Source organism: Streptomyces sp. NPDC031670 (assembly GCF_055580545.1).
This window is the reverse complement of sequence record NZ_JBVILC010000008.1, coordinates 130,000-154,456: the sequence shown is the minus strand read 5'-3', so window position 1 is coordinate 154,456 and position 24,457 is coordinate 130,000. Positions and strand designations below refer to the sequence as shown.

Below are 24,457 nucleotides of genomic sequence, written 5' to 3'. Positions count from 1 at the left end.
AAACGCACTCCACCGGACATCGGACACGGCCCAGCCCCGGGTGCTCCGCGCCGTCGCGGCACTTGTTGCCTGATGGGACGACCTCGCGGGTACCGCAGCGGCAGCGTCCGGCGCGTCAACACCGACCGTCTTTCAGCGCAACCTCAGCGGCGCAGCACCGTTTTCCTGGAAAGCATGCCTACCCGACGACGCATTCGGACCAAGGCCCCTATGAAGATCACGTTCCTGCTGCAGAACGCCTACGGGATCGGCGGCACCATCCGCGCGACGTTCAACGCCGCGAGCGCCCTCGCCGAACAGCACGATGTCGAGATCGTCAGCGTCTGGCGGACGCTGGACGCCCCCTGTCTGGCCATGGGCGGGGAGGTCCGCCTCACCCCGCTCATCGACAAGCGCGCTCACTCCCCCCGCAACGACCTCCGTCACAGACTTCTGGGCGAGCCGACAGCGCTGATCCCCCCGGTGGAGGCGCGGGGAGCCTCGTTCGACCGGCTCACTGATCAGCGAGTCGCCGCATTTCTCGCTCGCACCGACGCCGACGTCGTCGTGGCCACGCGCCCAGGACTGGTCATCTACCTCGCGGAGTTCGGACGCCGGCACTATCTGCGCATCGGGCAGGAACACCGGATTTACGAAACCCACGAGCCTGCCATCCGTGCTGCCCAGGACACCGCGATCGCCGCGCTGGACGCGCACACCACCGTCTCCGAGGCGGACGCCGCCACTCACCGTACGCGTCTGGCGGCTACCGGCACCTTGATCGTATGCATCCCCAACGCCGTCGCCCCACCGCTCGTCAGCCCCTCGGACGGGACGGCCAGGTTGGTCATCGCCGCGGGCCGGCTGATTCCCGTCAAACAGTACGGCCGCCTCATCAGCGCCTTCGGAGCCGTCGTGGCCGAACGTCCGGACTGGAAACTGCGGATCTACGGCCGGGGCCCCGAACAGGCCACACTGCGCGCCCACATCGACGCTCTGAAACTCAACCACCACATCTCCCTGATGGGCGCCAGTTCCTCGCTCGCCGCCGAGTGGGCCAAGGCCTCGATCGCCGCCGTCACGTCGAGCGAAGAATCCTTCGGTATGACGATCGTCGAAGCCATGCAGTGCGGCCTACCCGTGGTCGCCACCGACTGCCCGCACGGTCCTCGCGAGATCATCAAAGACGGCGAGGACGGGCTTTTGGTCCCCACGGGCGACACCAGCGCCATCGCGAAAGGCCTCATGGCCCTGATCGACGACGAAGCCCTGCGCCGCTCCATGGGCAGGGCTGCCCGCGTCAACATCCAGCGGTACACGCCTCGGGCCACGGCCAAGCTGTACGAGGACCTGGTGGCCAGGCTCCACAACGCCTCCTCCACGCATCGCCGGACGCCGACGCGCCTGCGCCTGGCAGCCGAAATGAGACGGGCCAGAGCGGCCGGTGGGCGGGCGTGGCGTTCATCGGTACCCATCGCAAGACGCGCACTCGCACACCCCGCTGAGGCTCTCCGGCCACTGCGCCCCCAGGCCACCTGCCACGTGGACGCCGCAGGTGATCTGGTCGTTCTCCTCGACCGCACCGGCATGCCCGGCAGCCGGTTCACGCTGACAGCAACACCAAGGGTTGCCCGCGACCCGCGGACCGAGCAGATCGCCGTTCCCGTCCACCGGCCGGAATCCGCCACCGGCCCCTGGAGGGCAGTGCTGGAACGCCGCACCCACGAGCTCGCCGAAGGCCGATGGGACCTCCATGTGGTCCGATCCGACGACAATGCCCGCCGCCGGGTCGCCTCGCAATGCGTCGAACAGAGCAACCTCCTCCAGTTGCACCCCCTGACCGGGACGCCGTTCAGCTGGTGGATCCCGTACACCACGGACAAGAACAACCTCTCTGTCCGCACCTGGCATCGCCCGGCCCACGCGGAAGCCCACACACTGACCACGGACGACACGTCATGCACAGTGGAAGGCACCCTGCACGGCACGGAATCCGAGCACCTGCAACACCCACGGCTGCTCGCTGTACCCCGTCGAAACCCCGCGGCGGCATTCGAAGGTGACGTCACCCTCCTTTCCACCACCGACTTTCGCTTCACGCTTTCGTACTCCCAAGCCCGAACCTCCTGCGAGGGAGAGGAGGAGATCTGGGACCTGTCCCTCCGGCTCGCTCCCCACGCCCAGCCCATCCGGCTGGCCCGGATCACCGGCGACATCGTCAACCGCAAGCGGACGGACGTGTACCCAGCGGTCGAGACGCCCGGCACCACCGCTGGCACGAGCGCACTCGTACGCCCGTACTTCACCGAACGCAACGATCTGGCACTCAAGCTGAGCGGCCGGCCAAGTGACGGACTTCCGTTGCCGCGGTAGCTCATGACTCGGCGCGCGTATATCGAGCCATTGGCACGAAGGGCCGACAGTAGGAGCGCCCACGGCCGTGTCATACGGTCGGCCCAGTGCCTCTCGGGATATGCGCACGCCAGACGCAGTGAGGTGCACCCGGTTCGCTCCGGGGTGTCCACCGCCATCCCCAGGGCTGCTGCAAGCCTTTCACTGCCGGTTTCACTCGTCTGAGCAGGGCATTTTCCTTCCTGCTCCCACTCTGTCTGAAAGTTCCTTCAGAAACTTGCGCAAGGCTTGAGGGCGTCACAAGGATGGCTTCTGTCAGGACCTGACAGACCTTTCCGCCACCATCCGAAAGGCCATTCCTCATGGACCGCAGCCGTCCTCGAACCCGCCTGCGCCTGGGCTTCGCAGCTGTTCTCGCCCTGTTCCTCGGGGCGCTCCTGACCCCACCGGCGCTGGCCGCACCCGCCACAGGAACGAACCAGACCTCCGTCGTCGCGACCTTCAACGTCACCGCGTACACCCAGTGGGGCCAGCAGGTCTTCGTGACAGGGAACCGCCCGGAGCTCGGGTCGTGGAATCCCGACAAGGCGGTGCCGCTCTCCTCGGCCTCCTACCCGACCTGGTCGGCGACCGTGATCCTGCCGACCAACACCGGCGTGGAGTACAAGTACATCATCAAGGCCGTCAACGCCCCCGTCATATGGGAGAGCGGCCCCAACCGCACCACGGTCACCCCGCCCACAGGCACCTACATCACCCACGACGACTTCCGTCACTGACCACGCGCAACGAGGGCCGGCCGGGCACACCGCCCGGCCGGCCCTTCACGGGCTGCGGTAGTCAGGTCCGGTCGCCCGGCTGCCTCCCATGAACCGTGGTGCCGCGAGACGAACTCCGGCCGCGGACCGCCTCCGTCTGCTCCTCGTCTTCGTCCCAGGCCAGTGGCAGACGGTGGACCCCGTAAATGGACATGTCGTCGCGCATCCGGATCTCGCGCACCGGCTGCGCGAGACGGAGGCCGGGGAACCGGCGGAACAGTTCCCCGAGGGCGATCCGCATCTCCAGCCGCGCCAGTTGTTGGCCGATGCACTGATGGATGCCGAACCCGAAGCCCAACTGCCCATGTGCCGCGGCGCCGGCGATGTTCAGTGTGTCCGGGGCGGGGAAGCGCTGTGCGTCGCGGTTTGCCGCCACCAGGGACACCGTCACGACCTGACCGGCCTTGATGACCTCACCGGCCAGTTCGACGTCCTCCAGAGCGGCCCGGGTGGGGCCCGCGTGGATGATGGTCTGGTGCCGCATGAGTTCTTCCACGGCGTGTTCCGCAAGTGTGGGATCGGTGCGGAGCCGGGCGAGCTGATCAGGGTGTTCGAGCAGGGCGAAGACGCCGAGGGACAGCATGTTCGCGGTCGTCTCGTGGCCCGCGACGAGCAGCGTGATGCCCATGAAGGTCACTTCGTCGTCGGTGAGGTCGCACGTCGTGAGGTAGCCGAGCAGATCGTCGGCGGGCGTGGTGCGTTTGGTCAGGACCAGTCGGCGCAGCCGGTCGTAGAGAGAGCCCCAGGCGCGGCTGGACGCCCCGACCTCCGCCGTCAGGTCGAACAGGGTCGCGCTGTCCCTCTGGAAGCTCTCGTGGTCCTCGTACGGAATACCGAGAAGATCGCAGATGACCCGCGAGGGCAGCGGCAGCGCGAACGCCTCCACCAGATCGACGGGAGGCCCCTGCTCGGCCATCCGATCCAGTAACCGGCTCACGACCTCGGTGATACGCGGTTCGAGTTCTCGCATGCGCCGCACGTTGAAGTACGGAGCCAGCAGCCGCCGGTAACGGGTGTGATCGGGCGGGTCCATGCGGCTGAACAGCCCCGGAGGGGTGCGTGACGCCTTCGCTTCGGCGCGGGGCAGCGGGATGGGGGAGTGGCGCAGGTCGTTGCGGTTGCTGAAACGGAGGTCGCCCAGCACGGCCTTGGCCAAGTCGTAGCTGGTCACCAGCCAGCCCTCGTGGCCGTCCGGGTAGATCATGCGGGCCAGCGGGCGCTCCTCCCGGAGCTGGGCGAGCTTGGCAGGTGGCGCGAACGGGGACTCCCGTTCCAGCGGGAGCCCTTGTAGCCCGGCCGCCGGCGTCTCGGTCATGTCCTGCACCGTCCTTCGGCTGTGAGCATGTCGCCCGGATGCGGCGGTCCGGTGGGGCTCAGCACCGCGGGCGACCATGTCGTACGGGTGATCGGATCGGCGTCAGAAGAACATCGTGGCGCTCACGGCTCGGTGACCTCGACGCCGAGCTTCTCGCCGTTGCTCCGCCGCTGGGCGTAGACCTCTTCACGGAGAGAGGCCATCTGCCGCAGGGCGTCCTTGCGTTGGCGCTTGTCGAGCCGGTCGAGATAGAGCCGGCCGTTGACGTGGTCGGTCTCGTGCTCCAGACACCGGGCGAAGTATCCGGTTCCCTCGATGACCAGCGGGTTGCCCTCGATGTCCGCTCCGTGCACCACCACACGATCCGGGCGGAGTACATTCTCGCGCGCCCCCGGCACCGAGAGGCAGCCCTCCACCTCGTCCAACAGGTTGCGGTCGCCGGGGGTCTGCTCGGTGATGACCGGATTGACGAGGTGGCCGACGTGCCGCAATCCGTTGTCGTCGTGGCAGTCGTACACGAACAGCCGGAGACCGACCCCCACCTGGTTGGCCGCAAGACCCGCGCCTTCGGCGATGTACATCGTCGTGAACATGTCGTCGACGAGGGTGCGCAGTTCATCGGTGCCGAACTCCTGGACCGTGAGGCAGGGTTTGCTCAGCACGTCTTCACCCACCACGGTGATACGCCGGTACTTACCGCGCTTCGACTCGGGGGCGAGGTCGGGATACGCGTCTACCGGAGCTCCCTGGAGCCGGACCCTGCGGTCCGTCGCGGAGGTTGCCTCTGTGGACACCGTTCATCACCTTTCATCACGGAAACCGAGATCCGACAGGTTCATTCCGGTTCGTCTGTGCGGCCCCGGCCCTCTGGCTCTCTCCCGGGCCTCGGCATTTCCCGCGATCGAACCAGGTGCCAAGCCTATCGTCTACGTCCGGCACACCGTATGCCCCTCACAGGCGGCCGGCGCGCACGCCAACTGCGCCCGTACACACGGGAGATGACCGTCAGTTCGTGGACAACTCAGGGGGCGGTCTGCGAAGCTGGCACCTCGTTGGGCTCTGCCGGCCCCACCATCAGGAGTGACGCGTCCAACAGGTGCCCCTTTGGGAGGGTTGCGTTCCGTGCCGATATCCGATTCCGCCGTGGCCGCCGTCAGTGAGACCGTCACCAGGGTCATTTCCGAGGTGCTCAAACAGCCGGTCGCGTTGACGGACAATTTGCTTGAGCTGGGCGTCGACTCGCTCGTCGGTACCCGTATCGTCGTCAATCTCCGCTCCGAGCTCGGAGCGGATGTCCCTCTTCTGCTGCTTTTCGAGAACCCGGTGCTCTCCGACTTCGTGGATGTGGTGGCGGAAGTCGTCGAAGACCAGCACGGCTGATTCCCTCTCCGAACCGTCACGACAGGGGAGGCTAGATGTGGGGGAGCAAGCCTGCTGCGCCGCTGACGTTGGCCCAGGAGTCGATCTGGCTGGAGCAGCTGAGGCATCCCGACCGGCTGAACGCGGGGTTCTTCTTCGTCACCATCAGCGGCGCCGTGCGGGCCGAGAGCGTGGCGTCGGCCTGCGCCGCCGTGTGCCGTCGCCATCCGGAGCTTCGCGGCACGGTCGTGGACCGGGACCAGCGCTACTGGTTCCAGATCAACGACCTCGACGACGTCTTCGAGTTCGAGTCGGTCGCTCTGCCGTGCCCTCCCCTCGGCGAGCGAGAGGCGACACGCGCCTGGTTTCTCGCCCGGCGTCCGCTGGAGTGGGATCTGACGTCCCGTGCCCCGATCCGGCTCATCCTGCTCGATCACGGCGGGGACCGGCGGACCCTGGTGGTGGTCGTCCACCACATCGCCTTCGACGGCCGGTCCAAGTTCGTCTTCGCGCGGCAGTTCAGCCAGGCCCTGCGCGAGGCCCGTGAACACGGTGACGGGGCCGCCCCGGACTGGGAACCCGCCGCGCCCCTCACGGACCCGGACGAACTGGACGAGGCGGCCCTCGCGGCGGCGACACGCTACTGGCAGGACCGCGATCTGCCGTCCTTCCCCAGCCTGGTGCTGCCCCGGCCCGACCATGCGGATCCGGCACCGGGAATGGCCGCGACACCGCGGTTCGAGCTGCCCGAGTCGCTGTTCGACCGGCTCGGAGCCGTCACGGCGAAGGCGGGCACCTCGTTCTTCTCGGGGCTGCTCGCCGCCACAGCCGCCCATCTCGGCCGCTACGGAAACGAACAACTCGCGCTGTGCATCCCGGCGGACACGAGTACCGAAGCCACCCGCGACCGCATCGCCATGCAGGTCGGCATGGTTCCGTGCGCGATCACGCTGGAGCGGGGAGCCACCTTCCGGGACGCCGTCGCAGCCGCCGGGCGCGCCATGTCCGACGTCGACCGGTTCCGGCGTGTCCCGTTCCACCTGCTGATGCGCGAACTGCGCAGAAGCTACGGAGCCGATGTGGGCGCGGGCGTCTTCGACCGGCTCGGCGTGTCCTATCCGCGGGTCGCCGCCGACGTCGGGGAGGTACCCGGTCTGCGGCTGGACTGGGAGTTCTTCGCGCCGAACTCCTCGCAGTCCTTCCAGACCACGCTTCAGCTGCGCAAGACCCCGAACGCCGTCTTCGGGCGCCTCGACTACACGATCCCCGTCCTCGACGCGGACACCGCGCAGGAGTTCATCGACGGCTGGTGCCGGACCCTCGACGAGGTGCTCACCGACCCCGACGCGCCGGTGGTGCGGCGTGCGGTCGCCGGGCCCGGGTTCCAGGCGTCCCCGGAGGCCGTGCCCGCCTCCGGGGCCGGCACGGCGGTGGTGGCGGTGGAGCGGTTCCTTCCCACCGAAGACCGGCACGCGTACGTGAAGGCGGGCGGCCGGGTCGTCCTGGTGCTCAACCACCCCCGGGCGGGGACGGTCGCCTGGGGGGAGTGGCAGCCGGATGGCGAGACCTCCGACTCCGCCCTGCCCCTGCCCCACGTCGCCCGGGCGTGGCGTCCCGTCGTGGTCACTCACGATCACCGGGAGCTGCCGGCGCGTACCCCGGGTCTCCTCGTCCTCCGTCCGGCCGGTGGGGGAGCCGATCTGGAGACCGGGTACCGCGCCCGCATCGACGGGCGGGGACGCCTGTGCTACCTGGGGCCGGCCGAACAGGCCGCAGACGTGGGCGGTCGGCTCCTCGAAGGCGCGCAGGCCGAGCGTCGCGTCGCCGCCCTGCCGGGCGTGCGGGATGTCGCCGTGGTGCCGGGGCGGGACGCGGCCCATCCAGCCCCGGGCGTCCTGCTCGTACCCGTGAACCCGCCTGACGCCGAGGCCGTACGGAAGTGGCGTCGGCAGGTGCTGCGGGTGTGGCCCCCGGACGCACCCCGGCCCACCCATGTCGCGTTCGTCGACGAGCTGCCGCGGGACGAGGCGGGGAGGCTGGACGTCGCCCGTGTCCGTGCGCTCTGCCGTGACGCGGCCCAGGCATCGGGCCGGTCCCCGGCTCCTGGTGCTCCGTCCGTCCACTGAACCGTCCGGCCGGGCTCCGTGCCCCCCGCTCTTCCTCCAGGAGTCACTGTGTGCGGTATTGGCGGCATCATCTCCTTCACCACGGACCTTTCCGGGCGCGACCGGACCGCGGACGATTTCGCGGCGGCCCTGCACGACCGCGGCCCCGAGTCCGGCGGGCGCTGGCTGGGGCGGCACGCGATGCTCGTCTTCACCCGGCTCGCGGTGATCGACCCCGTGGGCGGCGGCCAGCCGATGGTGGGCCGCAGCGCCGCGGACGGCGGCGACCGCGCGGAACCAGTCGTCCTGGCCTACACCGGGGAAATCTTCAACTTCACGGACCTGCGGCGGGAGTTGACCGGGCGTGGCCACCGTTTCGCGACGGACAGCGACACCGAGGTCGTGCTCCGCGCCTTCGAGGAATGGGGGCCGGCGTGTGCCGAGCGGCTTCGCGGGATGTTCGCGTTCGCGGTCTGGGACGCGGCCGGCGAACAGCTCCACCTCATCCGTGACCGGTTCGGCATCTACCCGCTCCACTACACGCTGACCGACGAGGGATTCGCCTTCGCGTCGGAACCCAAGGCACTGTTCCGGGCCGGCCAGGCGCGGCCGGTGGTCGACCGCGACGGGCTGCGCGAACTCCTCGGATACACGCCCACCCCCGGCCTGACCGTCTTCAGGGACGTACGGGAAGTGATACCGGGCGAGATCGTGACGTTCGGGCGGAACGGTGTGGCGCGCCGCCGCTACTGGACCCTGCCGGCGCGCACGCACTCCGAGAGCCTGTCCGAGACGGTCGCCACGGTGCGGGAGATCCTGCACGACAGTGTGCGCCGCCAAGTGGTCTCCGATGTCCCGCTCGGCGTGATGCTCTCCGGCGGACTCGACTCCAGCATCGTGTCCGCGCTGGCCGACCGCGAGGTCGGCGCCGCGGCCGGGGGCGACCCGTTGCGCACCTTTTCCATGGAGTACGCCTACAACCTGGCCCATTTCCGCAGCGACGAGATGCACGAGTCCCCCGACAGCCCGCATGTGACCACGATGGTCAAGCGTCTGGGCGCGGAACACCGGGAACTCCTGGTGACCACGGACGACCTGATGGACCCGGCGCAGCAACTGGCCGTGGTCAACGGCATGGATCGCCCCATCATCGGTCTGGAGACGCATGTGGCCTTCCGCCGGCTGGCGGCGCGGATGCAGCCGACAGCGACCGTCGCCCTGTGCGGGGACGGCGCGGACGAGCTCTTCGGCGGCTACATCTGGTTCCAGGACCCGTGGTACGTCAAGGCGGCGACGTTCCCCTGGATCGGGCCGTTCCACGGCATGGAGATGCACTCGGGACTCATCGACCGCCGGCTCTACAAGGAGCTGGACGTGCCGGGTTACATCGACCAGCGCTACCGGGAAGCCGTGTCGGAGACCCCGCTGACCGGGGAGGAGAGCACGGAAGACCGCCGGATGCGGGAGATCACGTATCTCAATCTCACCCGCTACCTGCGCACCGTCCTGGACCGCCGCGACCGGATGGGACAGGCAGGGCCCCTGGAGGGCCGGGTGCCCTTCGTCGACCATGTGCTGGTGGAGTACGTCTACAGCGTCCCCTGGGCGATGAAGAACCTGGACGGCAAGGAGAAGGGGCTGTTGCGTGCCGCGACGGGCGACCTGCTCCCGGACAGCATCGTGCGTCGGGCGAAGTCGCCGTTCCCGACCGCGCAGGACCCGGCCTACCGCCAGTCGCTGTGCAAGCGGCTTCAGGAGATCAGTGAGGACCCGGCCGGCGGTCTCGCCGCCGTGCTGGACGCCGACCGCGTCAAGGCGGTGCTCACGGAGCCGTCCCAGGGCCTGGGCGCCGGTGTCAACCGGCCGAGCATCGAAGCCGCGGTCCAGCTGCACTACTGGGTGACCGAGTGCGGCGTGGAGTTCGACCTGTGACGCTCTCCCACGCCCAGGAGCAGATGTGGTTCCTGCACCGGATGGAACCCTCGCCCGCCTACACGGTGCCGGTCGCCTACGACATCACCGGGCCGCTGGACGTGGACGTGCTGTGCGCCGCGCTGCAGACGGTGGTCGACCGGCACGAGATCCTCCGCACGGAGTTCGTCGACGTCGACGGGCGTCCCACGGCACGGGTGCATCCCCCCACGCCGCTGCCCTGCCCCCTCGTGGAGCTGACCTCGGGCGAGTCCGAGCTGCGCGAGGCCCTGAAAGCGGCGTGCGCCCGGCCGCTCACGCTGGACGGGCCGCACCGTATGTCCGCCCGTGTCTACCGGCTGGCCGCCGAGCACCACGTCCTGTTCCTGATGTTCCATCACATCGCGGTGGACGGGATGTCCGTGCAGTGCGTCCTGGACGAGGTGCAGCGGTACTGCGGGTCCGGCGGTACGGGCGCGCCACTCCCGCCGGCACCGCAGTTCGCCGACCACGTCAAGGCCGAGCGCGCGGCGGACAGCGACCCGGCGTCCGACGACGCGCACCTGTCGTACTGGCGCACCAGGCTGGCCGGTGTCGACGAGGTCACCCTGCCCGCGGACCGGCCGCGCCCGACCGGGGCGGCGACACACAGGGGCCGACTGCTGCGGCATGATCTGCGGCCCGGCTTCATGGCCGCGGTGGAGGGCCTGGCGGTGCGCGAGCGGGTCACGCCGTTCATGGTGCTGCTCGCCGCCTTCGCGTGGACGCTGGGCCGCACGATGGGCAGTACCGACATCCCGGTCGGCGTGGCTACCTCCAGCCGGGCCAGCGCCGAATCGTTCGAGACCGTCGGCCTGTTCGTGAACATGCTGACCATCCGTAACCGGATCGACCCCGCTCTCACCTTCCGCGCGTTCCTCCAGCAGACGCGGCATGATCTCCTGGCCGACCTCGAACACCGAGAAGTCCCGTTCAGCCAGGTGGTACGGGCCATCCGACCCCCCCGCCGCCGAGGGGCGAACCCGCTGTTCAACGTGGCCATGGGCTACGAGCGCAGGAGACCGGACCAGAGTCTGTCGCCGGGAGTGGGTCTGCGGCCCCGGGACGTGCGTGACGTGGCGACCGGCCGCGTCAAGTTCGACCTCGACGTCCAGATCTCCGCGGCCGGAGAGGACTCGGTGCTCTACGTCGAGTACTCCAGCGACCTGTTCGACCAATGGCGGATCGAGCAACTCCTGCGCCACTTCGAGCACGTCACGGCGACGGCCGTCGCCGACCCCACGCTGCCCCTGTACGAGATCCAGTTGGCCGGTCAGGAGGTCCGGGACGACCTCGTCGAGCGGCTGACCGGGCCCCGGCGGCCGACACCCGCCGCCCTTCTGCACGAGCTGTTCGAGCAGCAGGTGCGCGTCGCCCCCGCACGTGTGGCCGCGGAATGCCCGGACGGCACGGTGTCCTACGCAGAGCTGAACACCCGGGCGGACGCCGTCGCCGAGAAGCTGCGCCACGCCGGGGTCCGGCCGGGGGAGCGGGTGGCGGTCCGGTGCCGGCGCGGGGTGGGGCTGCCGGCCGCCGTCCTCGGCGTACTCAAGGCCGGCGGCGCCTATCTGCCGGTGGACCCACAGGCCCCGCCGCTGCGCGTGGAGCGCCAGTTCTCCGACTCGGGGGTACGGCTCGTCGTGGACGACGGGGGTGTGCACACCCTTGAGGCAGGCCGAGAACGCAGACCTCCGGCACTGGGGCACCGTCCGGCCTACGTCCTGTACACCTCGGGGTCGACCGGCAGCCCCAAAGGCGTCGTGGTTCCCCACAGCGCAGCCGTGGACTTCGTCACCCAGTTCGGTGACCGCTTCGCCATCGGCGCCGCCGACAGGGTTCTGCAGTTCTCCAACCTCACCTTCGATGTCGCGGTCCTGGAGATCTTCACGGCTCTGTGCCGTGGCGGAACGGTATGCATGCCGCCGCTCGACACGATTCGCGCGCCGGACGAGCTGCTCACCTATCTGGGTGAGGCACGCGTCGACGTGGCCGCGCTGCCGCCGACGGTGGTAGACCTCATGCCGACCCGCCCCGACCTGCCGCTGCGCGTGCTGTCCATCGGCGGGGAGGCCGTACCGGCGTCGCTCGCCGCCCGCTGGCGCGCCCCGGGACGTGAGGTGCTGAACTCCTACGGCCCCACCGAGACCACCGTCATCGTCGCGTCGCACCAGTGCGCACCGGACGAGACCGACCCCCTGCCCTTCGGACGGCCGCGCGCCAACACCTACGCCTATGTCGTCGACGGCTTCGGCGGACTGGCACCGCTCGGCGCCCCCGGGGAGCTGTGGATCGGGGGAGCGGGAGTCGCCGACGGCTACGAGAACGCGCCCGACGCCACCAGGGAAGCCTTCGTACCCGACCCGTTCGTCCCGGGCCGGGGGACGGTCTACCGCACGGGCGACCGCTGCGCCCTGGGCCCGGACGGTGAGCTGACCTTCCACGGCCGGCTCGACGGACAGGTCAAGGTCCGTGGCTTCCGGGTGGAACTCGGCGAAGTGGAGGAGACCCTGTCGGCGCACGACGATGTACGGCAGGCCGCGGCCCGCGTCATCGGGTCGGACGCGCAGGCCCGGCTGGCGGCCTGGGTGGTGCCCGCGGCGGACCGCTTCGACAGCGGTGAGCTGCGACGCTGGCTCGGCCGGAGGCTTCCCCCGTACATGGTGCCGAGCACTGTCGAGACGATCGAGGCTCTCCCCCTGACCCCGCACGGGAAGATCGACCGAGCCGCCCTCCCAAACCCGCGGCCCGCCCCCCGCGGTCTGCCGGCCGAGCAGGCGCGGACGCCGCAGGAGGAGGCCGTGGCCACGGCGTTCGCGGCGACCCTGGGCGTCCAGCCGGTCGGGGTCCACGACGACTTCTTCGACCTCGGCGGCACCTCGCTGCAGATCATGCGTGTCCTGGCGGAGATCGAGCGACGGCTGGGGGTCTCGCTGCCCGTGGGCGATCTCTACGCCGCACCGAGCGTCGCGGCACTCGCGGAGCGGGTCGCGTGCGCTCCCCAGGAAGTGCTCCCCGCCCAGCTGTCCGCCCTGAGCGGCAGCGTCCGGCCCGGCGGCGACGGCATACCGCTCTTCCTCATCCATCCGAGCGCGGGGTCGGCGCTGTGCTACGCGCCGCTCGCCCAGCTGGTGGGCGAGGAGCTGCGGTGCTGGGGCGTGGGAGCGGAGGCCCTGCACGGGGGGCCGCTCCCGGCCTCGGTCGCCGCCATGGCCGATCAGTACGCGGACCTGATCGCCGGGGCCGCCCCCGACCGGCCGGTGTACGTGGGCGGGTGGTCGTTCGGCGGGATCCTGGCCCATGCGGTGGCGTCCCGGCTGCGGCGGCGCGGTCCCCGTGCCGTCGCGGGCCTCGTCCTGATCGACGCGGTCCTGCCCGAGGGAATGCCTCCCAGCGGCCCCGAGCTCGCCGGGAGTTTCCGCGCCGAGGTCGGGCTGACGCTGGGCGGCTCCGCCCCGGCGGTCGCGGGAAGCGATGTGCTTCCCGAACTGCGCGACCGGTTCCCGGTCTACGCCGCGGTCGTCGACGCGGTGTACCGCCACCGGCCCGGCCCCCTCGATGTGCCGACCCTGCTGGTGTCCGCCGCGCGGACCGGCCCGTCAGGAAAACCGTGGGGCGAGTTCCTGACCGGACCAGTGAGGGAGGAGGTGGTGGAGACCGACCATTTCGGCCTGCTCCGTCGACCCTCGGTCGCTCAACTCGCCCGGGCGGTCACGGACTTCCTTGCCCAGGACCGGTGACGCCGAGCCGGATGGCGCCCATGGGGCACGTGTAGGCGGCTTCCCGCACCGCCTCGTGCCACCGGGGGTCCGGCTCGGGTGTCTTCACGATGACTGTTCCGTCGTCCTCGCGCTGCGTGAACACCGCGGGAACGGACATCGCGCACACACCCGTACCCATACAGACGCCGCTGTCCGCCTCCACCGTCAGACGCTCAGCCATCCCAGGCCACCGGTAGCGACTTGACGCCCCACACGCCCATGTCGTCCCGCATGACGATCTCCTCCTGCGGTACGGCCGTACGGAGGGTGGGGAGCCGTCGGAACAGTGCCGCGTAACTGATCCGCAGTTCGGCCCGCGCCAGGTGCTGACCCGGGCACTGGTGGACACCGTGGCCGAAGCCCAGGTGGCCGGTGGTCGTGCGCCGCAGATCCATCCGGTCGGGGTCCTCGAACCGCTGCGGGTCGCGGTTGGCGGCGGGGAGCGAGACGAGGACCACCTCGCCCCGCTTGATGTGCCGGCCTGCCAGCTCGACGTCCTCCAACGCCCCTCGGAACGGTCCCATGTGGAAGACGGTCTGGTGCCGCACCAACTCCTCGATGGCGTTCTCCAGCCCGGTCATGTCGTTCAACAGGAGGGCCAGCTGCGCGGGATTCTCCAGCAGGGCGTACACACCCAACGCGATCATGTTCGCCGTCGACTCCATGCCGGCCACCAGGAGGGTGACACCGACCCCGGTCAGCTCCTCGTCGGTGAGGTCGCTCTCGGTGAGGCCGCTGAGCAGGTCGTCGCTGGGGTGGGCGCGTTTGTGGACGATGAGCTTGCCGATGTAGTCGTAGAGGTACGCCCACGCCCGGGCCGAGTCGACGGTGGAGGTCTTCATGTCGACGAGCACGTGCGTACGCTGCAGGAACGCCTCTCGGTCCTGTGCCGGTACGCCCAGGAGCTCGCAGATCATCTGGGCGGGGATCGGCAGCGCGAAGTCCCGCAGGAGGTCCGCGGGCGGCCCGGTGCGGATCATCGCGTCCAGGCAGCTGTCGGTGATCTCCGCGATTCTCGGCTCCAGCAGCGCCATCCGGCGGACCGTGAACTGGCCCGCCAGCAGCCGGCGGTAGCGTGTGTACTCCGGCGGGTCGAGGCGGCTGAACATGCCCGGCAGGGTCGGCATGTGGCGGGTCGTCACCCTGGCGCGGTCCACCGGCCACCGCCGGTACTCATTGCGGTTGCTGAACCGGTTGTCGGCAAGGACGGCACGGGCCAGTGCGTGCCCGGTCACGAGCCACCCACGGTGGCCATCGGGGAACACGAGCCGGGAAAGCGGTGCCCGCTCTCTGAGACGGCCCAGTTCATCGGGCGGATGGAAGGGGCAGGAGCGGGCCATCGGGAGACCGTGGGTCTCCGGGGTGATCTCCACCATGCGGCCCAAGATAGCCGTCATCCGGGGCCGCGCCAAGACATGGCCACCGGTGGGGGTCGACGGCTGATGCGACATCAAATCGCTGCCTGCGGACTCCACTTGGCGGTGAGGAGGTCGTAGGCGGACTCTCCGTTGGCGGCACGGAACGCGTCGCGGTGGTGGCGGTTGTGCTCGCGTACGGCCGCGGACCAGCCTGCTTCTCCTTGCGTCGAGGGCTCGACCAGCGCCCACTTGGGCTCGATGGTCATGCCGCGCAGGACCTTCGCGTGCAGCGCGTTCACCCCGAAGTCCATGGTCGTCGCGCCGCGCCGCAGAGCGTGCTCGATGGGGAGGTAGTAGCCCAGATTGAAGTAGAGGGCCGTGCGACGCGCCACCTCGTAGTCCAGCCCCAGCCAGGGCACGACCCATCGCGTTCCGTGCGCGAACCCGCTCACCGCGCCGACGAGACGCCCCTGGTCCCGGCAGACCAGGACCAGGATGTCCGCCCCGAAGATACGGGCCTGCGCCTCCAGGTTCTCCCTGATCCCCGCGGGATCGACCGGCGGATAGCCGTGGTGTTCGTAGGTGGCCGCGATGAGCCCCGCGATCTCGTCGAAGTCGTCGGGCACCGCGGCAGGACCCCAGGTCAGGCCGCTGTCGTGGAACATACGGCGCTCACGGCGGATCTCCGAACGGCGGCGGGCCGGAAGCCTACGGAGATAGTCGTCGAAGGTGTCGTCCGGCAGGTCGAGGGTGGCCACGGTGCTCAGCAGAGCCACCGAGGAGTGTCCGTAGCCGGCGGCGGCGAGCTCGGTGAGCCGGTCCTGTGGCACGCACAGGAACGCCGTGTGGTCGGCGCCGACCGAGCGGGCGTAGGTCCGGAACTCGCCGACCATGGCCTTGGCGAGCGCCGTTCGCTGCGACGGCGGTACGTCGGGCCGGATGAGCGGGCCGTCGTTGTGGTAACCGTAGGCCGCCCCGCCCAGGACGCAGTACCCCTCGGGGACCTGTGCCTCGGCGTGGATGACATGACTGAGCGTGAAGGGCCTCGGCAGCACATCGGGGCCGCCGGCGTAGGTGGGCAGCGCGGCGACCAGGCGTCCTTGCCTGTCGTGCCACAGCAGGTACCGGATGTCGGCCGTGAGCCGCTCTTCGAGGAACCGCTGCCAGTTGTGGCAGGCGAAGAACGAGGAGCCGGCGGCCACGGCGTCCCAGTCGGCGGGCGTGATCTCGTCGACCGAGACCGCCGCGGTGCACGCCGCGTCCAGCTCGGCGGACGTCTCGGTGTTGCGGTCCACGGAACCGCCCTTCCAGGGGGAGTGGGCCTTTCGGGCCGTACGGGGCAAGGGAGTTGGCGTATGCCGATGCGCTAGAGTGCCATAGTATGGCGGCTCGGATCTTCACTGAAGCCTCGCGGGACGAGTCCGACACACACCGCAGAAGAAATCTGGTTCTGTGGCTGTCGGGCGTCAGCCTCTCGCTGTTCGGTGACTGCGCGCTCTGGCTGGTCGCGGGCCTGTGGGTGAAGACGTTGACGGGCAGCGACGGCGCGGCCGGCATGACGTTCCTCGCCTACCTCGCGCCCGGCATGATCGCCCCTCTTCTCGGCGTCGTGGTCGACCGTGTGCGGCGCCGCCGTCTGCTGATCACGATCAATCTGGTGATGGCCCCCACGATGTGCCTCGCGCTGCTGGCCCACACCCGGGACGATGTCTGGCTCATCTACACGGTCCTGCTGCTCTCCGGGCTCGGCTCCAGCCTGCACGCCGCGGCCGGCAGTGCGATGCTGCCCAGGATCGCCGGGATGGAGGGAGTCGGCCGGGCCAACGCGAAGCTGCGCACCCTGAAGGAAGCCAGCCGGCTGTGCGCGCCGGTCGCCGGTACCGCGCTGTTCACCGCCTGGGGCGCCACCCCGGTGGTGGTGATCGACGCGGCGACGTACCTCGTCGCGGCCGTGTGCGTCTGGCTCGTGACCGTGGAGGACCCCAAGCCGCAGTACGAGCGGGACGAGCCGCTGGCGCGGCAGATGAGCACGGGCGTGCGCTTCATGTGGCAGTGCCTCCCGCTGCGGGAGGCGGCCCTCACGCTGGTCGGCGTGCTGGCCGTCTTCGGTCTGATCCAGCCGACGGTGTTCGCCCTCGTCTCCCACGGTCTGCATCTTTCCGTCGCCTTCGTGGGCGTACTGAGCACCTGCCAGGCCGTCGGGGCCATCGCGGGCGGGATCGTCACCGTCCGGCTGGTCGACCGGCTCGGCGCCCAGCGTCTGCTGTTGTGGGGCCTGCTGCTGTACGTGGCCGGGTTCGCCGCCCTGATCATTCCGGCGCCGGTAAGCGCGATCGCCGGGTTCGTCCTGATCGGCGGCGGCGTGGCCCCGGTCATCGTGGGCTTCTACACCCAGGTGCAGCGACTGTCTCCCGACGCGATGCTCGGCAGGGTCTCCTCCGTGGCCGACTCGCTCATCAGCCTGCCCCAGACCGCGTTCATCGCGCTCGGTTCCGCCACGATCACGGCGGTCGGCTACCAGCCGATGCTGATCTTCATGGTGGCGGTGCTGGCGCTGTCGACCTGGTACTACGCCGTTCGGCTCCGGGCGATGCCGACCCCGGAAATCCTCAGCCCACAGCCCCTGCGGAGCGGCGGCCGGTCCTGAGGGCGACCCGGGTTCAGCGGTCGACATCGCACCAGAAGATCGTAACTGCCGTACGTGCATGGCGATTTGGCCGTTGCCCATAGCCTCGGACTTCGGCAGGATGAGGCACCGCGGGGGACGGAAGTGTGGGCGACCCCTTCCTTCCCGCGCCGGTGCCCGGTTCGCGAACGAGGGGGTAAGCGCACGTGTCGGCGTCCACATTCCGCTCCGCTTCCGCAGTCCAGCCGTCCCACGGACACCAGACCCACCCGCGGCGGGGACGGACATCCGCGCGGCCACGTGCCTCTTCCTGACCCTCTCGCCATGTCCGGAACGGGCGCACGGTACGAGCGCACGGGAGCACCGGCCGTCCGGCCCGACGCGCTCCTACTCCCTTGAGACCATGGAGGTACCACCGATGGCAGGCGAGTCAGCGCCCGGTGAACTGACGGCGGACGTGGTGGGGATCGGCTTCGGCCCCGCCAATATGGCGCTGGCCATCGCCCTGGAGGAACGCGCCGGCACCGGCGCGGTCCGGGCCCGCTTCTTCGAGAAGCAGCGGGAGTTCGGCTGGCACCGCGGCATGCTGATCGACGGTGCGACGATGCAGGTGCCCTTCCTCAAGGACCTGTCCACCCCGCGCGACCCCACGAGCAGATTCGGATTCCTCTCCTATCTGCACGCCAAGAACCGCATGATGGACTTCCTCAACAGGAAGTCGTTCTACCCGCTGCGTACCGAGTTCCACGACTACCTGGCCTGGGCGGCCGAGCAGCTCGCCGACCGGGTCGCCTACGGAAGCGAGGTGATCGCGCTGCGGCCGGTGAAGGACGAGCGTGGCGTCACCCGCTCAGTCGACCTGGTCGTCCGCTGCCAGGGGACGCTGTCGACCGTGCGGACGCGTACCGTCGTCCTGGCCTCCGGGCTGGAACCGGTCCTGCCCGACGGGGTCGCGGCCACGGACCGCGTCTGGCACAGCGCTGACCTGCTGTACCAGACGGAGAAGATAGCGACGGGCGAGCCACGGACATTCGTCGTGGTGGGAGCCGGGCAGAGCGCCGCGGAAACCGTCGGCTTCCTGCACGAGCGTTTTCCCCACGCCGAGGTGCACGCCGTCTTCGCGCGGTACGGCTTCAGCGTCGCCGACGACAGTTCCTTCGCCAACCAGATCTTCGACCCGGTCGCCCGCGACGAGTACTTCGGCGCGCCCGAGCAGGTGAAGGAGATGCTCTCCGGCTACCATGCCAACACCAACTACTCGGTCGTCGACGACGACCTCATCCGCGACCTGTACGACCGGGTCTACCGCGAGGGCCTGAGCGGAACCCGGCGACTGCATCTGCACAAGGTCTCCCGGGTGCGCGAACAGACCGCCGGGCCCGACGACGTGCGTGTAGACATCGAGTTCCTGCCGACGGGCGAGCGGACGGCCGTACAGGCCGACGCGGTCATCTACGCCACCGGCTACCGCCCCGGCGATCCCCTGACGCTGCTCGGTGACCTCGGCGGCGCATGCCTGCGCGACGAACGCGGACGCCTCCGAGTCGGCCGCGACTACCGCATACAGACCACCGACGACGTGGAGGCCGCCATCTTTCTGCAAGGTTCCACCGAGCACAGCCACGGCATATCGTCCAGCCTGCTGTCCAACACGGCAGTGCGCGCCGGGGAGATCGCCGAGGCGCTGGAGGCATGCCTGTGACCGGCCGCACCCCACACACCGACCAACTCGGCACGGCCGCCCAGTGCGTGGTCGCACCGGCAGGTCGCTGCGCCGCCGGCACCGCCGCGACGCGGCGCTGAGAGGCGGCCTTCGTGTTCGTCCCCAAGATCTACCGCGTCGACGGCGACGAGTGGCCGCGCCGCATCATCCGAGAGCACGCCCTCGCCACACTGACCACCAACGGCGAGCCGTTCCCGTACGCCACACACCTGCCTGCCCTGCTCGCCCCCGACACACCGCATGACGCGCCGCTGACCGGCTCGGAGGTGTGGGGCCATATGAACAGGGCCAACCCACACTGGCGCGCACTCGCCGACGGCTCGCCGGCGCTGCTGGTCTTCCAGGGACCGGGCGCCTATGTGACCCCGGCCGTCTACGGCGTCGACCCCGCGGCGCCCACCTGGGACTTCGTCTCCGTCCACGTACGCGGGCGACTGCGTCCGGTACTGGACCGGGAGGAGACCCTGCGGATCATCCTGGCGACGGTGCGACACCTGGAGGGCTCATTGGGCGACGCGTGGGATCCCACCTCGTCCCTGGACTACTTCCGCCAGATCCTGCCGGGGGTCGGGGCGTTCCGGCTGGAGGTCGAGGAGGTGGATGCGATGTTCAAGCTCAGCCAGGAGAAGGACGCCGAGGTGCGGGAGCGGGTGGTCCACCGCTTCGAGAACGGCCACGGCGACCACCCGCGGCTGGCCCAGCTGATCCGCTGCCACGCAAACGGCCCGAGCGGCAAGGAGGAGGCGTGACCACCGCGTCGCTGTGGGGCGGGGAGTCGAACCCTCCCTGCCTGTTCACCGCTCTGCTGAGGACCGTCACCGCACAGCCGGACGCGATCGCGGTCGCCGACGGAAAGAACGACATCACATACACCGGCCTCCTTCGCTGGGCCCGGGGCATCACCCTCCTGCTCGACGAGCAGGGCGTGGCGCCGGGAGATCCGGTCGCCGTCACGGGGGAGCGCAGCGCCGCCATCGTCGCGGCCATGCTGGGAGTCACCCTCCTCGGCGCGGTCTACGTTCCCCTCGACCCCGAGTACCCCGCGTCGCGGCTGCAGTACATGCTCCAGGACAGCGGCGCCAAGGTTCTGCTCCACCACGGGACCGCACCCGCCCTGGACAGCGCGGCCACACCGCTGGCGATACCCGCCCCGAACACGCCGGCGTACTCCGAGGACGAGCTCGCCGCACGGGAGCCGGTCGCCTGTGATGCCGACACGGCGTTCTACTCCATCTACACCTCGGGCAGCACCGGCTGGCCCAAGGGCGTCGCGATCCCGCACAGCTGCCTGGACAACATGGTGCAGTGGCAGGCCGCGCACTCACCCCGCCCGGACCTGCGGACCGCCCAGTTCGCCCCGCTCAACTTCGACGTCTTCTTCCAGGAAGTCCTCGGTACGCTCCGCGGGGGCGGCACCGTGGTCATCGTTCCCGAGCGGCTGCGCCGGGACCCCGTGGGTCTGCTGGACTGGCTGGCCGAGCAGCGGATCGAGCGGCTCTTCCTGCCCTTCGTGGCCCTGCAGATGCTGGCCACCGTGGTGGAGGCCACCCCCGACCTCGGCGGTGTCCGGCTCGTCGAAGTCAACACCGCGGGCGAGCAACTGGTGGCCACCGAGCAGATCCGTGCGATGTTCCGGCGGCTGCCGAACGCCCGGCTCGTCAACCACTACGGCCAGAGCGAGTCCGCCATGGTGTCCTCGTACGTCCTGGCGGAGGACCCCGGGACGTGGCCCGCGCTGCCACCCATCGGCGTCCCGCTCCCGGGCTGCGAGCTGCTGGTCGACCCGGAGGACGAAGACACCCCCACCACGGGTGAACTCCTCGTCGCCGGTCTGCCCGTCTCCCTCGGCTACACCCGTCGACCCGAGCTGACCGCAGAGCGGTTCGTCACCGTCGACCCGACACCGCGTGGCCACACGCGGGTCTTCCGCACCGGTGACCTGGTGAGTCTCCGGGACGGCGTGGTGCAGTTCCTGTCCCGGATCGACGACGACGTCAAGATCCGCGGGTACCGGGTGAACCTGACCGAGGTCGACGTGCACCTGCTGAGCCAGCCCGGGGTCAAAGCGGCGGCGTGTGTGGCCGTGGAGACGAGCACCGGGACGCGAATCCTGCGCGCCGCCGTGGCCGCCGCGCCCGACGGGCCACCACCGGATGGGCCCGCCGTCCTGGAGCGCCTGCGCCAGGTACTGCCCGAGGCGTCGGTACCGCTGTCGCTGAGCATTCTGCCCGACCTCCCGCGCACGCCGAGCGGGAAGACCGATCGTGACGCCGTGGCCGAACTGATCGCCGCGGACATCCGTAACCGCCAACAGGGAATGGGGTCATCATGGACGCGCTCGCCGAGGCCGTAGTCAACGGCGTGTCCGGGCAGGAACTCGCGCACTTACCGCTCCCCGCCGAGTACGTCGCCGTGCACACCCGTGCCGAGGACGCCGACATCTTCAAGGGTGTCGACGACAAGGACGTGCGACGCTCGCTGCGGGTCGGCGCGGTGCCGATGCCCGCGCTGGCGCCGGACGAGGCGCTGATCGCGGTGATGGCCAGCGGCATCAACTACAACACCGTGTGGTCGGCCACCTTCGACCCCGTGCCGAGTTTCGCCTTTCTGAAGCAGTTCGGACGGCAGGGCGGCGACGCGGCCCGCCACGACCAGCCGTTCCACGTGCTGGGCTCCGACGCGGCCGGCGTGGTGGTCCGCACGGGTGCCGGTGTGCGCCGCTGGTCGGTCGGCGACCACGTCGTGGTGGCCACGGCGCACGTCGACCACGAGGAGCCGGCCACCCACGCGGACGCCATGCTCGGCGGAGAGCAGCGCGCCTGGGGCTTCGAGACCAACTTCGGCGGTCTGGCGCACTACGCGGTCGTCCGGGCCAGCCAGCTCCTGCCCAAGCCCGCACACCTGACCTGGGAGGAGGCCGCGGCGAACCCGCTGTGTGCCGGTACCGCCTACCGCATGCTGGTCAGCGACCGCGGAGCCCGGATGAAACAGGGCGATGTCGTCCTGATCTGGGGGGCGACCGGCGGCCTCGGCGCCTACGCGGCGCAGTTCGTCCGCAACGGAGGCGGTATCGCGGTCGGCGTGGTCAGCTCCGAGGAGAAGGTGGACAGCGCCCGGCGGCTGGGCTGCGACCACGTCATCGACCGGCGTGAACTGGACCTCCACGGCGATCCCGCGGCGGCGGGCAAGCGGCTCGGCAAACGTATCCGGCAAGCCGTCGGCGAGGACCCGCACATCGTCTTCGAACACGTGGGCAGGGCGACGTTCGGTATCTCGGTCTTCGTCGCCCGGCGCGGCGGCACCGTCGTCACCTGCGGCTCCAGCACCGGTTACCACCACGAATTCGACAACCGCTATCTCTGGATGCGGCTGAAGCGGGTGATCGGCAGCCACGGCGCGAACCTCGAAGAGCAGGCGGAAGTGAACCGGCTCATCACCCTGGGCCGGGTCAATCCCGCGCTGTCGGTGACCTATCCGCTCACCGAGGCCCCGGAGGCGGCGCGCCTGGTGCAGAACAACCATCACATCGGCAAGGTCGGAGTGCTGGCCCTGGCCCCCAAGGAAGGCCTCGGTGTCACCGACACGACACTGCGCGACCGACTGGGCGAGGCGGCCATCACTCCGCTGCGGGTCTGAGAGGAGCGGCCATGGCACGGCCCGGAGAGTATCCGTACGACGCGGGAATCCACCCCACCGGATACACCACCAAGGTGTGGACCATGCGGCAGCTCGCGGGCCTGGCCAGCGCGGCTTCCACCAACGAACGCTTCCACTACCTTCTGGACCTGGGGGAGACCGGTCTGTCGCTGGCCTTCGACCTGCCCACGCAGCTCGGCCTGGACCCCGACGACCCCCGGAGCGAGGGCGAGGTCGGCCGTACCGGGGTCTCGATCGCCACGGTCGACGACCTCGCCGCCGTGTTCAAGGGCATCCCGCTCGACCAGGTCTCGGTGGCGATGACCGTCAACGCGACAGCGCCGATGCTGCTGGCCATGTGGGTGGTGGTGGCCGAGGAGTCGGGGGTCGACCCGGCCCGGCTGCGCGGAACGCTGCAGAACGAGATGCTGAAGGAGTTCCTCGCCCGCAAGGCCTGCGTCTTCGACCTCGACACCAGCATGCGGTACTCCCTGGACGTGCTGGAGCACTGTATGCGCCACCTCCCACGGGTGAACCCCGTGTCCCTGTCCGGCGGACACGCCCGCGAGGCGGGGGCCAGCCGCCCGCTGGAGATAGCGTGCGGCATCGCCGACGCGGAAACCTACCTTCAGGGCATGCTCGACCGCGGCATGGAGGCGGACGACGTGGCTCGCCGCTTCACCTTCATCTTCGGCGCACACATGGAACTGTTCGCCGAGGCCGCCAAGTTCCGCGTGGCCCGCTCGCTGTACGCACGGCGGCTGCGCGAACACTGGGGCGTCACCGACGAGCGGGCGATGCGGATGCGCATCCAGGTCAACACCTTCGGCTCGGCGCTCGCGCACCAGGAACCGCTCAACAACGTGGTCCGGGCGACGCTCCAGGCGCTGGCGGCGGTGCTGGGCGGTGTGCAGTCGCTGCATGTGTGCAGTTTCGACGAGGCGTATCAGACGCCAGGAGAACTGGGTGCACGTATCGCGTTGCGTACCCACCAGATCCTGGCGGAGGAGACCGACCTCGCGCGTTACGTCGACCCCCTCGGCGGCTCGGAGACGATCGACCGACTGGTGGCCGAGCTGACGACGGATGTGGAGGGCTGGCTGCGGCAGATCGAAGACCATGGCGGCATGCTGGGAAGCATCCGCAGCGGCTGGCTGGAGTCCGAGATCAACGAGATGGCCTACAACGACCCCGGACCCCGGGTGGGCGTCCGAGACCGCTTGCCCTCCGAAACCGAGCGCGAGGTGCTGCGACGGGAACGGCACGAGGTGCCGACATCGGTGGAACGAGCCGTAGAGCGCCGCCCGTGCGGGGTCGAGCTGGCGGCCGTTCGCGAGGCGGCACTGACCGGGGCCAATGTCCTGCCGACGCTGATCGAGGCCGCCCGGGCCCGCGCCACGATCGGGCAGATGCGCGAGGCGATGGCCCCGGGGGCTCAGTGACCGCGCCGCCGGACACCTGCGCCGCGACCACTCCCG

17 protein-coding genes and 2 pseudogenes are annotated in these 24,457 nt (G+C 69.9%); 14 read left to right on the top strand and 5 right to left on the bottom strand.

Annotation, left to right across the window (positions count from 1 at the left end; genetic code table 11):
• The first annotated feature begins 72 nt into the window (after positions 1-72).
• Both ACZ5ID_RS17305 and ACZ5ID_RS17300 read left to right on the top strand, forming a co-directional pair.
• A complete protein-coding gene (locus ACZ5ID_RS17305; protein ID WP_468898244.1) occupies positions 73-2,352 on the top strand; it encodes a glycosyltransferase family 4 protein in 2,280 nt (759 codons plus the stop codon).
• A 341-nt stretch (positions 2,353-2,693) separates the two neighbouring features.
• Complete coding sequence (locus tag ACZ5ID_RS17300) at positions 2,694-3,110, top strand: carbohydrate-binding module family 20 domain-containing protein (protein WP_468898241.1); 417 nt, start codon at positions 2,694-2,696, stop codon at positions 3,108-3,110.
• A gap of 61 nt (positions 3,111-3,171) precedes the next feature.
• Here the strand turns inward: ACZ5ID_RS17300 and ACZ5ID_RS17295 are convergent, their stop codons facing one another.
• Positions 3,172-4,464 (bottom strand): cytochrome P450, encoded by a 1,293-nt coding sequence (locus tag ACZ5ID_RS17295; protein ID WP_468898238.1) that lies wholly within the window; start codon positions 4,462-4,464, stop codon positions 3,172-3,174.
• 122 nt (positions 4,465-4,586) lie between these two features.
• Positions 4,587-5,258, bottom strand: a complete 672-nt coding sequence (gene def / locus ACZ5ID_RS17290; RefSeq protein WP_468898236.1) for a peptide deformylase — start codon at positions 5,256-5,258, stop codon at positions 4,587-4,589.
• A 349-nt stretch (positions 5,259-5,607) separates the two neighbouring features.
• On the opposite strand from def, the gene ACZ5ID_RS17285 reads away from it, so the two are divergent.
• From ACZ5ID_RS17285 to ACZ5ID_RS17260, 6 genes and pseudogenes are all read left to right on the top strand, one after another.
• Entirely contained in the window at positions 5,608-5,844 is a 237-nt protein-coding gene (locus ACZ5ID_RS17285; protein ID WP_468898234.1) for a phosphopantetheine-binding protein, read from the top strand.
• A 35-nt stretch (positions 5,845-5,879) separates the two neighbouring features.
• A complete protein-coding gene (locus ACZ5ID_RS17280; RefSeq protein WP_468898231.1) occupies positions 5,880-7,949 on the top strand; it encodes a condensation domain-containing protein in 2,070 nt (689 codons plus the stop codon).
• Between the two features lie 48 nt (positions 7,950-7,997).
• Positions 7,998-9,860, top strand: a complete 1,863-nt coding sequence (gene asnB / locus ACZ5ID_RS17275; protein WP_468898229.1) for an asparagine synthase (glutamine-hydrolyzing) — start codon at positions 7,998-8,000, stop codon at positions 9,858-9,860.
• A gap of 23 nt (positions 9,861-9,883) precedes the next feature.
• Positions 9,884-11,113, top strand: a pseudogene (locus tag ACZ5ID_RS17270) (condensation domain-containing protein); the annotation flags it as partial.
• Between the two features lie 129 nt (positions 11,114-11,242).
• Positions 11,243-12,580: pseudogene (locus tag ACZ5ID_RS17265) on the top strand (amino acid adenylation domain-containing protein); the annotation flags it as partial.
• Between the two features lie 96 nt (positions 12,581-12,676).
• Positions 12,677-13,615 carry an alpha/beta fold hydrolase gene (locus tag ACZ5ID_RS17260; RefSeq protein WP_468898706.1) on the top strand — a complete coding sequence of 313 codons (939 nt, stop codon included), beginning with the start codon at positions 12,677-12,679 and terminating at the stop codon, positions 13,613-13,615.
• Here ACZ5ID_RS17260 and ACZ5ID_RS17255 read toward each other — a convergent pair.
• From ACZ5ID_RS17255 to ACZ5ID_RS17245, 3 genes are all read right to left on the bottom strand, one after another.
• A complete protein-coding gene (locus tag ACZ5ID_RS17255; protein WP_468898227.1) occupies positions 13,587-13,817 on the bottom strand; it encodes a ferredoxin in 231 nt (76 codons plus the stop codon). The genes ACZ5ID_RS17260 and ACZ5ID_RS17255 overlap by 29 nt on opposite strands.
• Positions 13,810-14,871 carry a cytochrome P450 gene (locus tag ACZ5ID_RS17250; RefSeq protein ID WP_468898225.1) on the bottom strand — a complete coding sequence of 354 codons (1,062 nt, stop codon included), beginning with the start codon at positions 14,869-14,871 and terminating at the stop codon, positions 13,810-13,812. Before ACZ5ID_RS17250 ends, ACZ5ID_RS17255 begins: the two co-directional genes overlap by 8 nt.
• Positions 14,872-15,086: 215 nt before the next feature.
• Positions 15,087-16,289, bottom strand: coding sequence for a GNAT family N-acetyltransferase (locus tag ACZ5ID_RS17245; RefSeq protein ID WP_468898223.1), 1,203 nt, complete (start codon positions 16,287-16,289; stop codon positions 15,087-15,089).
• 86 nt (positions 16,290-16,375) lie between these two features.
• Here ACZ5ID_RS17245 and ACZ5ID_RS17240 point away from each other — a divergent pair, with 86 nt between their 5' ends.
• The 6 genes from ACZ5ID_RS17240 to ACZ5ID_RS17215 all read left to right on the top strand — a co-directional run bounded on the left by ACZ5ID_RS17240 (position 16,376) and on the right by ACZ5ID_RS17215 (position 24,421).
• Entirely contained in the window at positions 16,376-17,641 is a 1,266-nt protein-coding gene (locus ACZ5ID_RS17240) for an MFS transporter (protein ID WP_468898221.1), read from the top strand.
• Between the two features lie 397 nt (positions 17,642-18,038).
• Positions 18,039-19,322: a lysine N(6)-hydroxylase/L-ornithine N(5)-oxygenase family protein gene (locus ACZ5ID_RS17235; protein ID WP_468898219.1), complete on the top strand. Its 1,284-nt coding sequence runs from the start codon at positions 18,039-18,041 to the stop codon at positions 19,320-19,322.
• A 113-nt stretch (positions 19,323-19,435) separates the two neighbouring features.
• Positions 19,436-20,092: an FMN-binding negative transcriptional regulator gene (locus ACZ5ID_RS17230; protein WP_468898217.1), complete on the top strand. Its 657-nt coding sequence runs from the start codon at positions 19,436-19,438 to the stop codon at positions 20,090-20,092.
• A complete protein-coding gene (locus ACZ5ID_RS17225) occupies positions 20,089-21,696 on the top strand; it encodes an amino acid adenylation domain-containing protein (protein ID WP_468898215.1) in 1,608 nt (535 codons plus the stop codon). The genes ACZ5ID_RS17230 and ACZ5ID_RS17225 overlap by 4 nt, the downstream gene beginning before the upstream one ends.
• The gene (ccrA, locus tag ACZ5ID_RS17220) at positions 21,672-22,979 is read left to right on the top strand and encodes a crotonyl-CoA carboxylase/reductase (RefSeq protein WP_468898213.1); all 1,308 of its coding nucleotides are present in this window, start codon (positions 21,672-21,674) and stop codon (positions 22,977-22,979) included. Before ACZ5ID_RS17225 ends, ccrA begins: the two co-directional genes overlap by 25 nt.
• Before the next feature lie 11 nt (positions 22,980-22,990).
• The gene (locus ACZ5ID_RS17215) at positions 22,991-24,421 is read left to right on the top strand and encodes a methylmalonyl-CoA mutase family protein (protein ID WP_468898211.1); all 1,431 of its coding nucleotides are present in this window, start codon (positions 22,991-22,993) and stop codon (positions 24,419-24,421) included.
• Positions 24,422-24,457 lie beyond the last annotated feature (36 nt).

What these genes read in the sequence shown, in the direction of transcription:
- ACZ5ID_RS17235 (WP_468898219.1), top strand. Translation starts at nt 18,039, where the DNA reads ATGGCAGGCGAGTCAGCGCCCGGTGAACTGACGGCGGACGTGGTGGGG.
- ACZ5ID_RS17240 (WP_468898221.1), top strand. Translation starts at nt 16,376, where the DNA reads ATGGCGGCTCGGATCTTCACTGAAGCCTCGCGGGACGAGTCCGACACA.
- ACZ5ID_RS17280 (WP_468898231.1), top strand. Translation starts at nt 5,880, where the DNA reads ATGTGGGGGAGCAAGCCTGCTGCGCCGCTGACGTTGGCCCAGGAGTCG.
- ccrA (WP_468898213.1), top strand. Translation starts at nt 21,672, where the DNA reads ATGGACGCGCTCGCCGAGGCCGTAGTCAACGGCGTGTCCGGGCAGGAA.
- ACZ5ID_RS17300 (WP_468898241.1), top strand. Translation starts at nt 2,694, where the DNA reads ATGGACCGCAGCCGTCCTCGAACCCGCCTGCGCCTGGGCTTCGCAGCT.
- ACZ5ID_RS17215 (WP_468898211.1), top strand. Translation starts at nt 22,991, where the DNA reads ATGGCACGGCCCGGAGAGTATCCGTACGACGCGGGAATCCACCCCACC.
- ACZ5ID_RS17305 (WP_468898244.1), top strand. Translation starts at nt 73, where the DNA reads ATGGGACGACCTCGCGGGTACCGCAGCGGCAGCGTCCGGCGCGTCAAC.
- ACZ5ID_RS17255 (WP_468898227.1), bottom strand. Translation starts at nt 13,817, where the DNA reads ATGGCTGAGCGTCTGACGGTGGAGGCGGACAGCGGCGTCTGTATGGGT.
- ACZ5ID_RS17295 (WP_468898238.1), bottom strand. Translation starts at nt 4,464, where the DNA reads ATGACCGAGACGCCGGCGGCCGGGCTACAAGGGCTCCCGCTGGAACGG.